This is a genomic window from Janthinobacterium sp. KBS0711, from assembly GCF_000988085.1.
Classification (GTDB): Bacteria; Pseudomonadota; Gammaproteobacteria; order Burkholderiales; family Burkholderiaceae_D; genus Janthinobacterium; species Janthinobacterium lividum_E.
Genome location: NZ_LBCO01000024.1, coordinates 725,938 through 739,854, shown reverse-complemented (window position 1 = coordinate 739,854; position 13,917 = coordinate 725,938). Strand labels below are relative to the sequence as shown.

The following is a 13,917-nucleotide window of genomic DNA, read 5'->3' as shown; positions in this document are numbered from 1 at the left end:
CGCCTAGCGGCAGGCCCGCCGATTGTTTGGAAAACCGATCCCTTTACCTGTTTTTCTACCGTTTTAGGAATGACATGCAGCAGACCCCGATTCGATCCTTCCTCTGCGCGCTGGCGCTGGCCGCCGGCATCGTCCCTGCCGCGCAAGCAGCCAGTGCCGCCCAGCCGGCCACCATGCGTCTCGATTACCAGCACAGCGGCAATGCGCTGGGCGAGCATTATGCGGTCGAGCGCGTGCTGGTCGAGCCCCTGCCATGGGCGGGCAACCTGGCGCGTCCCATCGACGACAGCAACCGTGGCAACAATATGCTGGAAGTGGTCGACATCAAGTCGGGAAAGGTGCTGTACTCGCGCGGTTTTTCCACCATCTTCGGCGAGTGGGCCAGTACGGATGAAGCGAAAACCACCACGCGCGCCTTCCAGGAGTCCGTGCGCTTCCCGCAGCCCGAGCAGCCCGTACGCGTGCGCATCCTCAAGCGCGACGAGCGCGGCCTGTTTTCCATTGTGTGGAGCACGGACGTCGATCCTGCCGCGCAGGACGTGATCCGCAAGCAGCCGCCGGCGCCCGTCAAGCCGATCCCGATCCGCATCAGCGGTCCATCGTCCGGCAAGGTCGACCTCTTGATCATGGGCGACGGCTATACGGCGGCGGAAATGGGCAAGTTCGAAGCGACGGCGCGCAAGCTGGCCGAGCATCTTTTCACGGTGTCGCCGTTCCGCGAGCGGGCCAATGACTTCAATGTATGGGCCATGGTCGCGCCGACGCAGGAGTCGGGCGTGTCGCGCCCATCGACGGGCGTACACCACGCTTCGCCACTGGGCACGCGCTACGACATCTTCGGCAGCGAGCGTTATGTGCTGACGACGGACAACCGCGCGCTGCGCGACCTTGCGCAGTACGCGCCGTACGAATTCATCGAAATCCTCGTCAATAACGATACCTACGGCGGCGGCGGCATCTTCGGCCAGTTCAGCACGGCGGCGGCGAACAATGACTGGGCCAATTACCTGTTCGTGCATGAATTCGGCCACCATTTCGCCGGTCTGGCCGACGAGTACTACACTTCGCCCGTGGCCTATCAGTCGAATGGTGAACGCCAGGAACCGTGGGAGCCGAACGCCACGGCGCTGCGCGATCCGGCCAAGCTGAAATGGAAGAGCCATGTGACGGCGGGTACGCCGCTGCCGACGCCATGGCCGAAGGAAGCGTACGACAGCCATGCGCGCGAATACCAGAAACAGCGCGCGGCCCTGCGCGCGGCCAACCGCCCGGAAAGCGAGATGAGCGGCTTGTTCAAGGCCGACCTGGCGTACACGCAGCAGCTGTTCTCGAAGGCGCCGCAGCGCCATGCGGTGGGTGCCTTCGAAGGCGCCCACTACGAGTCGTCCGGCTACTACCGGCCCGAAATGCAATGCATCATGTTCGATCGCAGCGAGACGTTCTGCTCCGTATGCCAGGACGGCATCAGCACCATCATCGACCTGTATTCGCGTGCCGCCCCGGTGGCGGAGGAATAAGGCTGCTCTGTCGTTTTAGTAAAGCATGGTGGGCCATGTTGCATCGCAATAGCATGGCCCCCATTTTTGCCCGTTCCCGCCTGGCGCCTCGCGCCAAGTCGCCCCACCGCTTGTTTTCCAGGCAATCTCTCCTTCTTTTGCACGGCCGCTTTTCTGTGTGCCAGCCCCACGATGTTATCAAACAAGCACCGCGATTCGCTTGCTTGTCAATTAGTTCATTTAAATAATATTGATGTAGAATTTGATGTATATCAATGTTGCATTGCCGCAATCGCACTTATAGTTGACCTAGCTCAAAACGATAAGCATGCGGACCGGACTCATCGCGAATCACGTATCTAAATGCTGTAGAGTAATTTTCGCCCTGTACCAGTTCCCCGAGAATGCACTGGTGCCGGCCTCGAATTTCAGTCACGGAAGCCGATTCATGAAGATGCAGACCCCCGCGCCTGACGCGTGCAGTACCCTCCATCCCCACACTCCGATTGCCTTGCCGTATGCGCGCGCCGGCGGCGTTACGCTGGCCATGTGCGCCGCCGCCATGCGCGCCGGTGCCGTGCGTAGCGTGCAGGCGGCTACGCCGTGGCCCGCCCTGCGTCCGGTCCCGGCATGACGGCCCCCTTGCCGCACCTGCCCTTGCAGGGCAAGCGGGGGCTGGTGGTGGGCATCGCCAATGCGCAAAGCATCGCTTGGGGCTGTGCCAGCGCCCTGCGCGCGGCCGGCGCCGAACTGGCCGTCACCTGGCTCAATGACAAGGCCAGGCCGCACGTGGAACCGCTGGCGCTGCAAGTGCAGGCGTCCATCATGGCGCCGCTCGACGTGGCCGTGCCGGGACAATTGGAAGCGCTGTTTGCGCAGATCGAACGGCAGTGGGGGTGCATCGACTTCGTCGTCCATTCCATCGCCTATGCGCCAAAACACGACCTGCATGGCCGCGTGACGGACAGTTCGGCCGACGGCTTTGCGCAGGCGATGGATGTCTCTTGCCACTCCTTCATGCGCATGGCGAAACTGGCCGAACCGCTGATGCCGGACGGCGGCAGCTTGATGACCATGAGTTATCTGGGCGCCGAGGAAGTCATCGCCGACTACGGCCTGATGGGGCCCGTGAAGGCGGCGCTGGAAGCGTCGGTGCGCTACCTGGCGGCCGAACTGGGGCCGCAAGGCATCAGAGTCAACGCCATTTCGCCGGGACCACTGGAAACGCGGGCCGCTTCCGGCATCGCCCATTTCGACCGCCTGATGGCCGACGCCATCGAACGTTCGCCCATGCGCCGCTTGGCCACCATCGAGGACGTGGGCGCGCTGTGCGCCTTCCTCGCCGGCGACGGCGCGCGCGCGATTACGGGCGGCACACTGTACGTCGATGGCGGCTACAACATTCTGAATTGACTGGAAGATGATGACCATGGCTGTTTTCACTTTGCCACACCGCGCCATGCTGGCCGCGCTGGCAACCACGCTGTCCCTGGCCGGCTGCGCCTCGATGGCGCCGCCGTATGCGCCGCCGCCGCTGCCCGTGGCGGCGCAGTATCCGGAAAGCGATCCGGCCGGCGCGCATGCGCCCGACGTCGCCTGGCAAAGCTACTTTGCCGATCCGCGCCTGCAGGCGCTGATTGCGCAGGCGCTGGCCAGCAACCGCGACATCCGCATCGCCGCCTTGCGCGTGGAAGAGGCGCGCGCCGCGTATGGCATCCAGCGCGCGGAGCAATTTCCCACCATCGCGCTGGGCGCCTCGGGCAGCCGCGCACGTGTGCCCGGCGACCTGAGTCCGACGGGCCGCGCCATGACGAGCGCGCAGTACCAGGCGGGCTTGAACGTGAGCGCCTGGGAACTCGATTTCTGGGGCAGGGTGCGCAGCCTGAAAGACAGCGCTCTGCAAACCCTGCTGGCCAGCGACGAGGCGCGCCGCGCCGTCGGCGTGGCCCTGCTGGCGCAGGTGGCCAACGGCTACCTGGGCTTGCGCGAACTCGACGAAAGGGTGGAACTGGCGCGCGCCACCGTCGACAGCCGCGCAGAATCGCTGCGCATCTTCACGCGCCGTTTTGAAGTCGGGTCGATTTCCAAGCTGGACCTGACGCAGGTGGAAACCCTGCTCAGCCAGGCCCTCTCGCTGTCGGCCCAGCTGGAACAGGCGCGCGCCGTGCAGGCGCACGCGCTGGCCCAACTGGTGGGCGGCCCCGTCGATCTGACGCCGGTGGCCGGTGAGGTGCGCCGCTTCGACGACGCCAGCGTGCTGCAGCCGCTGCATGCGGGCTTGCCTTCGTCCCTGCTGGCGCAGCGTCCCGACCTGATCGCGGCCGAACACCAGTTGCGCGCCGCGCAAGCCAATATCGGCGCCGCGCGCGCCGCCTTCTTCCCGACGATTTCGCTGACGGCCGCCTATGGCACGGCCAGCGCGGAATTGAACGGTTTGTTCGATTCGGGCAGCGGCGCCTGGAATCTCGCGCCGCGCCTGGTGCTGCCGATCTTTGATGCGGGCCGCCTGCGCGCCAATATGGATCTGGCCGAGGTGCGCCGCGACATGGCCGTGGCCAATTATGAAAAAAGCGTGCAGGGCGCCTTCCGCGAAGTGGCCGACGCGCTGTCGAACCGGCGCTGGCTGGCGCTGCAGGTCGACATCGGCAAGACGACCCTGGCCGCGCAAAGCGAACGGGCGCGTCTGGCCAAGCTGCGCTACGACAATGGCGCCGCGCCCTACCTGGAAGTGCTCGATGCGCAGCGCGACTTGCTGACGGTCGAGCAGCAGCTGGTGCAGACGCGCCGCGCGCTGCTCTCGAGCCAGGTCAGCCTGTATGCGGCCCTGGGCGGCGGCGCGCCCGTCGCTTCCGCCGCCGCTTCCACCCACTAATTTGATCGCCCCGATACCATGAATGCTCAACTGAAGAAAAAACTCATCCCCGCGGCGCTCGTCGTGGCCGTTCTCGTGCTGGGCTATGTGGCCTGGCAAAAAATGCGTCCCACGGGCCCCGGCGAAGGTTTTGTCAGCGGCAATGGCCGCATCGAAGCAACGGAAATCGACGTCGCCACCAAGCTGGCCGGCAGGGTCAAGGAGATCCTCGTGCGCGAGGGCGACTTCGTCAAGGCGGGCCAGCCGCTGGCCACCATGCAGGTGGACTCGCTGGCGGCCCAGCGCGACGAGGCCCGTGCGCGCCAGCAGCAGGCATCCGATGCGGTGGTCGGCGCGCAGGCGCAGGTGGCCGTGCGCGAGAGCGACAAGGCGGCCGCGCTGGCCATGGTGGCGCAGCGCGAAAGCGAACTCGATGCGGCCAAGCGCCGCCTGGCCCGTTCCGACACCCTGTCGAAAGAGGGCGCGTCCTCGGTGCAGGAACTCGACGACGACCGCGCCCGCGTGCGCAGCGTGGCCGCCGCCCTGAATGCGGCCAGGGCGCAGGTGACGGCGGCGCAGGCTGCCATCGACGCGGCAAAAGCGCAGGTGGTCGGCTCGCGTTCCGCCGTCGTGGCGGCCGAGGCGACGACGGCGCGCATCGATGCAGACCTGGCCGATGGCCAGCTGGCGGCGCCGCGCGACGGCCGCGTGCAATACCTGGTGGCGCAGCAGGGCGAAGTATTGGCCGGCGGCGGCAAGGTGCTCAACCTGGTCGACCTGTCGGACGTCTACATGACCTTCTTCCTGCCCGAGACGGCGGCCGGCAAGGTGGCGCTGGGCGGCGAAGTGCGCATCATCCTCGACGCGGCGCCCCAGTACGTGATACCGGCGACGATCTCGTTCGTCGCCGCCAGCGCGCAGTTCACGCCGAAGACGGTGGAAACGGCCAGCGAACGCCAGAAACTGATGTTCCGCGTGAAGGCGCAGATCAGCCGCGAACTGCTGCAAAAGCATCTGGCGCTGGTGAAAGTAGGCTTGCCCGGCGTGGCCTGGGTGCGTCTCGATGCGAAGCAGGCCTGGCCCGCTGAACTGACGGCGAAGGTTCCGCAGTGACTGTGGCTTCCACTTCCCCTGTCGTCAGCATCCGCGGCGTCAGCCAGCATTACGGCAAGACGGTGGCGCTGGCCGGCATCGACCTCGATGTGCCGGCCGGCCGCATGGTGGGCTTGATCGGTCCCGATGGCGTGGGCAAATCGAGTCTGCTGTCGCTGGTGGCCGGCGCGCGCGCCGTGCAGCAGGGCAGCGTGATGGCGCTGGGCGGCGACATGCGCGATGCGCGCCACCGCGACGACGTCTGCCCCCGCATTGCCTACATGCCGCAAGGCCTGGGCAAGAATCTGTATCCGACCCTGTCGGTCGAGGAAAACCTGCAGTTTTTCGCGCGCCTGTTCGGCCACGACGCGGCCGAACGCCGCCGCCGCATCGACCAGCTGACCCGCAGCACGGGCTTGCAGCCGTTCCTCGCGCGCCCGGCGGGCAAGCTGTCGGGCGGCATGAAGCAGAAGCTGGGCCTGTGCTGCGCGCTGGTCCACGATCCCGACCTGCTGATTCTCGACGAGCCGACCACCGGCGTCGATCCGCTGGCGCGCGCCCAGTTCTGGGACCTGATCGCCGGCATCCGCGTGCAGCGCCCGCAAATGAGCGTGATGGTGGCCACCGCCTACATGGACGAAGCGCAGCGCTTCGACTGGCTGGTGGCCATGGACGACGGCAAGGTGCTCGACACGGGCACGCCGGCCGAACTGCTGGCGCGCACGGACAGCAGCAACCTGGAAGCGGCCTTCATCAAGCTGCTGCCCGAAGCCAAGCGGGCGGGCCACCAGCCCGTCGTCATCACGCCGCTGGACGCCGCCAGCGCGCAGGACGTCGCCATCGAAGCGCAAGACCTGACCATGCGCTTCGGCGATTTTACGGCCGTCGACCATGTGAATTTCCGCATCGGCCGCGGCGAAATCTTCGGTTTTCTCGGCTCGAACGGCTGCGGCAAGTCGACCACCATGAAGATGCTCACGGGCTTGCTGCCGGCCACGGAAGGCAAGGCCTGGCTGTTCGGCAAGCAGGTCGATTCCAGCGATATCGACACGCGCCGCCGGGTCGGCTACATGTCGCAGGCCTTCTCGCTGTACAGCGAACTGACGGTGCGCCAGAACCTCGTGTTGCACGCGCGCCTGTTCCACGTGCCAGAGGGCGAGATACCTGCGCGCATCGACGAGATGGCGCAGCGCTTCGACTTGCGCGCGGTGATGGACGACTTGCCCGACAGCCTGCCGCTGGGCATACGCCAGCGCTTGTCGCTGGCCGTGGCCATGGTGCACAAGCCGGAAATGCTGATCCTCGACGAACCGACGTCCGGCGTCGACCCCATCGCGCGCGACAATTTCTGGCGCCTGATGATCGAGCTGGCGCGGCGCGACCACGTCACCATTTTCATTTCCACCCACTTCATGAACGAGGCCGAGCGCTGCGACCGCATCTCGCTGATGCATGCGGGTAAAGTGCTGGTCAGCGATGCGCCGGCCGAACTGGTGCGCAAGAAGGGCGCGCCTTCGCTGGAAGCGGCTTTCATCGCCTACCTGGAAGAGGCGGGCGGCGGCACGGCGCCGGCGGCGGTGCAGGAAGCGCCGGCACCCGTGCGGAAAGCTGAAACGGCCGCACCGCAGCAGGAACACCGGCGCAGCCGCTTCAGCCTGGGCCGCATGCTCAGCTACATGTGGCGCGAAACCCTGGAATTGCGCCGCGACCCCGTGCGCCTGACCCTGGCGCTGGGCGGCTCCGTGCTGCTGCTATTCGTCATCGGCTTCGGCATCAGCCTCGACGTCGAAGACTTGAGTTACGCGGTGCTCGACCACGACCAGACCACGTTGAGTCAGAATTACACGAACAACCTGGCCGGCTCGCGCTATTTCATCGAGCGAGCACCGCTGCGCGACTACGCCGATATCGACAAGCGCATGCGCAGTGGAGAACTGTCGCTGGCCATCGAAATCCCGCCCGGCTTCGCGCGCGACGTGCAGCGCGGCGCTCCCGCCCAGGTGGGCGCGTGGATCGACGGCGCCATGCCGATGCGCGCGGAAACCGTGCAAGGCTATGTGCAGGGCATGCACCAGCTGTGGCTGGCCGATCAGGCCCTGCACCGCTATGGCGTCACGATGAGCAATCCCGTCGCCATCCAGACGCGCTTTCGCTACAACCCCGACGTGAAAAGCCTGCCGGCCATGGTGCCGGCCGTGATTCCCTTGCTGCTGCTGATGCTGCCGGCCATGCTGGCGGCGCTGTCCGTCGTGCGCGAAAAGGAACTGGGGTCCATCATCAACCTGTACGTGACGCCCGTCACGCGCCTGGAATTCTTGCTTGGCAAGCAGGTGCCGTATGTGGCGCTGGCCATGTTCAACTTCCTTCTCATGGCGCTGCTGGCCGTCACCGCCTTTGGCGTGCCGGTCAAGGGCAGCCTGGCGACCCTGATCGGCGCCACCTTCATCTTCAATATCTGCGCCACCGGCATCGGCCTGTTCGCCTCGACGTTTACGCGCAGCCAGATCGCGGCCCTGTTCGTGACCATGATCGGCACCATGATCCCGGCCATCCAGTTTTCCGGCCTGCTCAATCCCGTCTCGTCGATGGAAGGCGTGGGCAAGGCCATCGGCCTGATGTACCCGGCCACGCACATGCTCAATATCAGCCGCGGCGTGTTCAACAAGGCGCTGGGGTTGGGCGACCTGCACGCCTCGTTCTGGCCGTTGATCATCGCGATACCCGTGATCCTCGGCGTGACCGTGGCGCTGTTGAAGAAGCAGGAGAGCTGACATGCGCCACCTTGAAAATATCTACCGCCTGGGCGTGAAGGAAATCTGGAGCCTGATCCGCGATCCGATGATGCTGATCCTGATCCTCTACACGTTCACTTTGGCGATCTACGTGGCCGCCACGGCCAAGCCGGAAACCCTGCACATGGCGTCGATCGCCATCGTTGACGAGGATGGCTCGCCCCTGTCCGGGCGCATCGCCTCGGCCTTCTTCCCGCCCCAGTTCACGCCGCCTGCCATGATCAACCAGAGCCAGGTCGATGCGGGCCTGGACGCGGGCCAGTACACCTTCGTGCTGACGATCCCGCCCAAGCTGCAGGCCGACGTGCTGGGCGGACGCCAGGCGGAGCTGCAGCTGAACGTGGACGCCACCCGCATGAGCCAGGCTTTCAGCGGCAGCGGCTACATCCAGCAGATCGTCGCCGGCGAAATATCGGAATTCGCCAAGCGCTACCGGGGGGCGACCGTCTCGCCCGTGGAGCTGGTGATGCGCGCGCGCTTTAACCCGTCGCTGAGCCAGGCCTGGTTTGGCTCGCTGATGGAGCTCATCAACCAGGTGACGATGCTGTCGATCATCCTCACCGGCGCGGCGCTGATACGCGAGCGCGAACACGGCACCATCGAGCACTTGCTGGTGATGCCCGTGACGCCGGCCGAGATCATGCTGGGCAAGGTCTGGTCGATGGGCCTCGTAGTGCTGCTGGCCGCCGCCCTGTCGCTGAACCTCGTGGTGCGCGGCATGCTGCACGTGCCCATCGAAGGCTCGATCGCGCTGTTCCTGTGCGGCGCGGCGCTGCATTTGTTCGCCACCACATCGATGGGCATTTTCCTCGCCACCGTGGCGCGCAGCATGCCGCAGTTCGGCATGCTCCTGATCCTCGTGCTGCTGCCGCTGCAGATGCTGTCGGGCGGCAGCACGCCGCGCGAAAGCATGCCCGAGCTGGTGCAGAACATCATGCTGATCGCCCCGACCACGCATTTCGTCGAATTGAGCCAGGCGATCTTGTACCGGGGCGCCGGCATCGATGTGGTGTGGAAGCCGTTCCTGGCCCTGCTGGCCATCGGCACGGCCCTGTTTACGTTTGCCCTTGCCCGTTTTCGCAAGACCATCAGCCAGATGGCGTAGATCCCGCGCCGGAATGGTCCGGCGTTTTTTTGCATGAAAAGGATAGCCATGAAGACCGAAGCTGCACCATTTTTTTCCGCCGGCGGCTTGCCGTCGCTGGGCTTGCTGGGCGACTATGCGCGCGACTCGTGGCAGCGCATCGTGCTGTACGCGGACGTGATGCGCCGGCGCGGCAACCAGTACCAGGAGCACATGGCCGAGGAAGTGCCGAACGTGCTGGACTTCCCCGCCGAACTGGTGATGTCGGGCCTGGAGCTGCCGCGCCCCGTCAACTACGGCCTGGCGCGCATTCTGACGCCCGATGCGCCCGAGCCTGATCCATCGAAGCGCCCCTTCGTCGTCGTCGATCCGCGCGCGGGACACGGTCCCGGCATCGGCGGCTTCAAGGCCGAAAGCGAGATCGGCGTGGCCCTGCGCGCCGGCCATCCGTGCTACTTCATCGGCTTCCTGCCCGATCCCGTGCCGGGACAGACGGTGGAAGACGTGATGCATGCCGAAGCGGCCTTCCTGGAAAAAGTCATCGCCCTGCATCCGCTCAGCGAGGGTAAGCCCGTCGTCATCGGCAATTGCCAGGCGGGCTGGCAAATCCTCATGACGGCGGCCATGCGCCCGGAACTGTTCGGCCCCATCATCGTGGCCGGCGCGCCCGTGTCGTACTGGGCCGGCTGGCATGGCCGCAACCCGATGCGCTACGCGGGCGGTCTGATGGGCGGTAGCTGGGCCACGGCGCTGGCGGGCGACCTGGGCAACGGCCGCTTCGACGGCGCCAGCCTGGTGCAGAATTTCGAGAAGCTGAACCCGGCCAACACCCTGTGGAGCAAGCAGTACAACTTGTACGCGAACATCGACACGGAAGCGCCCCGTTACCTGGAATTTGAAAAATACTGGGGCGGCCACGTCTTCCTCAACGACGTCGAGATGCAGTACATCGTCGACAATCTGTTTATCGGCAACCGCCTGGCCACGGCCGAATTGATCACCTCCGACGGCGTGCGCCTGGACTTGCGCAATATCCGTTCGCCCATCGTCGTGTTCTGCTCGAACGGCGACAACATCACGCCGCCGCCGCAGGCCCTGGGCTGGATCACGGACCTGTACCGCGACGACAAGGACGTGCTGCTGCACGACCAGACCATCGTGTATGCCGTGCATGACAGCATCGGCCACCTGGGCATTTTTGTGTCGGCCAAGGTGGGGCACAAGGAACACCAGAAATTCGCCAGCAATATCGACCTGATCAACCTGCTGCCGGCCGGCATCTACGAAGCGAGGATCGTCGACAAGACGCCCGACACGCCCAACGCGGACCTGGCCAGCGGCGACTACGTGCTGCAGGTCGAGCATCGCGGCATCGACGACGTGCGCGCCATCGTGCAACCGAGCGTGGAAAACGACCGCAAGTTCGCCGCCGCCGCGCGCGTGTCCGAGGTGAACCTGGCCCTGTACCGCACGTTTGCGCAGCCGTGGGTGCGCGCCATGGTCACGCCGCAGACGGCGCGCTTCCTGCAGCTCGCGCACCCGCTGCGCGTGTCGTACGAGCGCTGGACCGATCACAATCCGCTGGCCAGGCTGGTGGCCAGGGAAGCGGAAAAAGTGCGCGCCCAGCGTCAGCCGGTGGCGCCCGATAATCCGTTGCTGGCCATGCAGGAAGCCATCTCCGGCGCCATCACGGCGGGCTTGAACGGCTGGCGCGACTGGCGTGACATGGTGCAGGAAACGACCTTCGACTTGGTGTACGGTTCGCCCCTGGTGCAGGCGCTGACGGGACAAGCCATCGGCGACACGACGCCGCCGCGCCCCCATCCAGGCATCTCGCCCGAGCATTGCGAATACGTGCGCTGCGAAACGCGCAAGATGGACGAGGACATGCAGCGGGGCGGCCTGGTGGAAGCGGCCGTGCGCGCGCTGTTCTACATCTATCGCTTCCGCATGATCGCCGACGAACGCAGGGTCAACCTGGCCCTCAAACTGATCAAGCCGCAATACCGGCAGGATGTCGGCATGGAGGAATTCCGCGGTATCGTGCGCCAGCAGGCACGCCTGATGCTGCATGATTTCGACGCCGCCATCGCCGCCTTGCCGGCCTTGCTGTCGCGCGCCGACCCGGACGACATCGGCGCGTTGGCCGAATGGCTGCAGCAAGTGCTGCAAGTGCCCGAGGCGCCGACGCCGGACGAGGAAGCGAGCCTGCAGCAGATGCTGGACGTCTTCGACCGCGCGGTCAAGGCGCAGTCTCCGGCAGTGGGCGCATCTGAAGTCGCACCCCAGTCTGGCCCCAAAGCCAGACCGGCCAAACACATTACCCCTGCATAGAAGACCACGATGACTACTCCCCAAGACGATGATCTGAATATCGTACGCAACCGCACCTTCGACCAGATCGCCATCGGCGACACGGCCAGCATCACGCGCACTCTGAGCATGGACGATATCGCCCTGTTCGCGGTGATGTCGGGCGATGACAACCCGCAGCACCTCGATACGGAATTTGCCGCCGCCACCCGCTACGAGGGCGTGATCGCCCACGGCATGTGGGGCGCGGCCCTCATTTCCGCCGTGCTGGGCACGCGCCTGCCCGGCGCCGGCACCGTCTACACGGGGCAGACCCTGCGCTTCTTGCAGCCCGTGCGCGTAGGCGATACCCTGGCCATCAGCGTCACCGTCACGGCGCTCGAGCCGCGCAACCGCCACGTGACCCTGGCTTGCCGCTGCGTCAACCAGCATGGCGCCGTGGTGCTCGACGGCGAGGCGCAGGTGATCGCGCCGGCCGAGCAGATCGAACGCAAGCGCGCCACCTTGCCGGAAGTACGCCTGCATAACGGCGACGGCACGCGGCGCCTGCTCGAGCACGCGCGCACCCTGGGTCCGATCAGGGTGGCCGTGATCCACCCTTGCGATGAACTGAGCCTGTCAGGCGCGCTTGACGCGCATGCGGCCGGCCTGATCACGCCCGTGCTGGTGGCGCCGCGCGCGCGCCTGGAAGCCGTGGCGGCCGAAGCGGGCCTGAGCCTGGACGGCATCGCCATCGAGGACGTCGAACATAGCCATGCGGCCGCCGCGCGCGGCGCCGAACTGGCGGGCAAGGGCGAAGTGGAAGCCTTGATGAAGGGCAGCCTGCACACGGATGAACTGATGTCGGCCGTGCTGTCGGCCAGCGCCGGCCTGCGCACCAAGCGTCGCATCAGCCACTGCTTCCTGATGCAGACGCCCGCGTATCCGCGCCCCTTCATCATCACGGATGCGGCCATCAATATCGCGCCCAATCTGGCCATGAAGGCCGACATCGTACGCAACGCCATCGACCTGGCGCACGTGATCGGCGTGGCTTGCCCGCGCGTGGCCATCCTGGCCGCCGTGGAAACAGTGAACGCGGACATGCCGGCGACCCTGGATGCGGCCGCCCTGTGCAAGATGGCCGACCGTGGCCAGATCACGGGCGCGATCCTCGACGGCCCGCTGGCTTTTGATAACGCCGTGTCGATCGCCGCCGCCACCGTCAAGGGCATCGTCTCGGAAGTAGCTGGCCGCGCCGACATCTTGCTCGTGCCCGACCTGGAAAGCGGCAACATGCTGGCCAAGCAGCTCGAATACATGGGCGACGCGGACAGCGCCGGCATCGTGCTGGGCGCGAAAATTCCCGTCATCCTCACCAGCCGCGCCGACTCGCGCGCCAGCCGCATCGCCTCGTGCGCCATCGCCGTGATGCTGGCCAACCATTACCGGAGCACGCCGCCATGAACGCAGCAGTCCAACATGCCGATGGCACCCTGATCCTGGTGCTCAATTGCGGCTCGTCGAGCATCAAGTTCGCCCTGTTCGAGCAGGCGGGCGGCGTGCTGCCGCAGCAGGCGCAATGGAGCGGCAAGGTCGAAGGCATCGGCCGTGAAAACGCCACCTACCGCGCCGGCGGCCTGCCGGCAGTCGCCTTGCAGCTCGATGCGACGCAGCCGCATCACGCGGCCCTCGAATACATCCGCGCGCAAGTCGTGGCGCAGCTGGATGGGCGCCCGCTGCGCGCCGTGGCGCACCGCGTGGTGCATGGCGGCAGCAAGTATTTCGCCCCCGTGCGCATCGATTTCACCGTGCTGGCCGACCTGAAAAGTTATGTGCCGCTGGCGCCCCTGCACCAGCCGTTCGCGCTGGAAGCGATCGAGGTGCTGCTCGAATCGCGCCCCGACATCGCCCAGGTGGCGTGCTTCGACACGGCATTCCACCACACGGTGCCGCAGGTCGAGCAGATGCTGGCCCTGCCTTACGACGCGTGGGAGCGGGGCTTGCGCCGCTATGGCTTCCACGGTCTGTCGTACGAATACCAGTCGCTGGTGCTGGAGCAGCGCTTCGGTCCAGTCGCGCGCGGCAAGGTCATCGTGGCCCACCTCGGCAGCGGCGCCAGCCTGTGCGCCATGGACAATTTGCACAGCGTGGCCACCACCATGGGTTTTTCCGCGCTCGACGGCTTGATGATGGGTACGCGCTGCGGTTCGCTCGATCCGGGCGCCGTCATCTACTTGATGGAGATCGAAAAACTGTCGCTGGAAAAGGTGGCGCACGTGCTGTACCACGAGTCGGGCTTGCTGGGCG

At 66.0% G+C, this 13,917-nt stretch carries 10 protein-coding genes; all 10 read left to right on the top strand.

The genetic code is table 11. The features are described 5' to 3' along the window. Positions 1–74: 74 nt before the first annotated feature. Positions 75–1,517, top strand: coding sequence for an IgA Peptidase M64 (locus VM94_RS15925; protein WP_046684277.1), 1,443 nt, complete (start codon positions 75–77; stop codon positions 1,515–1,517). Between the two features lie 427 nt (positions 1,518–1,944). Further along, the gene (locus tag VM94_RS15920) at positions 1,945–2,130 is read left to right on the top strand and encodes a hypothetical protein (protein WP_046684276.1); all 186 of its coding nucleotides are present in this window, start codon (positions 1,945–1,947) and stop codon (positions 2,128–2,130) included. Further along, positions 2,127–2,909 carry an enoyl-ACP reductase FabI gene (gene fabI, locus VM94_RS15915; RefSeq protein ID WP_185982173.1) on the top strand — a complete coding sequence of 261 codons (783 nt, stop codon included), beginning with the start codon at positions 2,127–2,129 and terminating at the stop codon, positions 2,907–2,909. Before VM94_RS15920 ends, fabI begins: the two co-directional genes overlap by 4 nt. Positions 2,910–2,919: 10 nt before the next feature. Next, positions 2,920–4,368: an efflux transporter outer membrane subunit gene (locus tag VM94_RS15910; RefSeq protein ID WP_046684275.1), complete on the top strand. Its 1,449-nt coding sequence runs from the start codon at positions 2,920–2,922 to the stop codon at positions 4,366–4,368. 18 nt (positions 4,369–4,386) lie between these two features. Beyond that, positions 4,387–5,460 (top strand): HlyD family secretion protein, encoded by a 1,074-nt coding sequence (locus VM94_RS15905; protein WP_046684274.1) that lies wholly within the window; start codon positions 4,387–4,389, stop codon positions 5,458–5,460. Between the two features lie 2 nt (positions 5,461–5,462). Continuing rightward, positions 5,463–8,210, top strand: coding sequence for a ribosome-associated ATPase/putative transporter RbbA (gene rbbA, locus VM94_RS15900; RefSeq protein ID WP_313902984.1), 2,748 nt, complete (start codon positions 5,463–5,465; stop codon positions 8,208–8,210). Position 8,211: 1 nt separating this feature from the next. Continuing rightward, positions 8,212–9,336 carry an ABC transporter permease gene (locus tag VM94_RS15895; RefSeq protein ID WP_034746452.1) on the top strand — a complete coding sequence of 375 codons (1,125 nt, stop codon included), beginning with the start codon at positions 8,212–8,214 and terminating at the stop codon, positions 9,334–9,336. Positions 9,337–9,384: 48 nt separating this feature from the next. After that, a complete protein-coding gene (locus tag VM94_RS15890) occupies positions 9,385–11,649 on the top strand; it encodes a DUF3141 domain-containing protein (RefSeq protein WP_052755783.1) in 2,265 nt (754 codons plus the stop codon). A gap of 9 nt (positions 11,650–11,658) precedes the next feature. Next, on the top strand, positions 11,659–13,074 hold the full coding sequence (locus VM94_RS15885) for a bifunctional enoyl-CoA hydratase/phosphate acetyltransferase (protein ID WP_046684272.1): 1,416 nt from the start codon (positions 11,659–11,661) through the stop codon (positions 13,072–13,074). Then, positions 13,071–13,917: acetate/propionate family kinase (locus VM94_RS15880; protein WP_046684703.1), on the top strand; the 847-nt coding region annotated here is incomplete at its 3' end. The genes VM94_RS15885 and VM94_RS15880, both read left to right, overlap by 4 nt.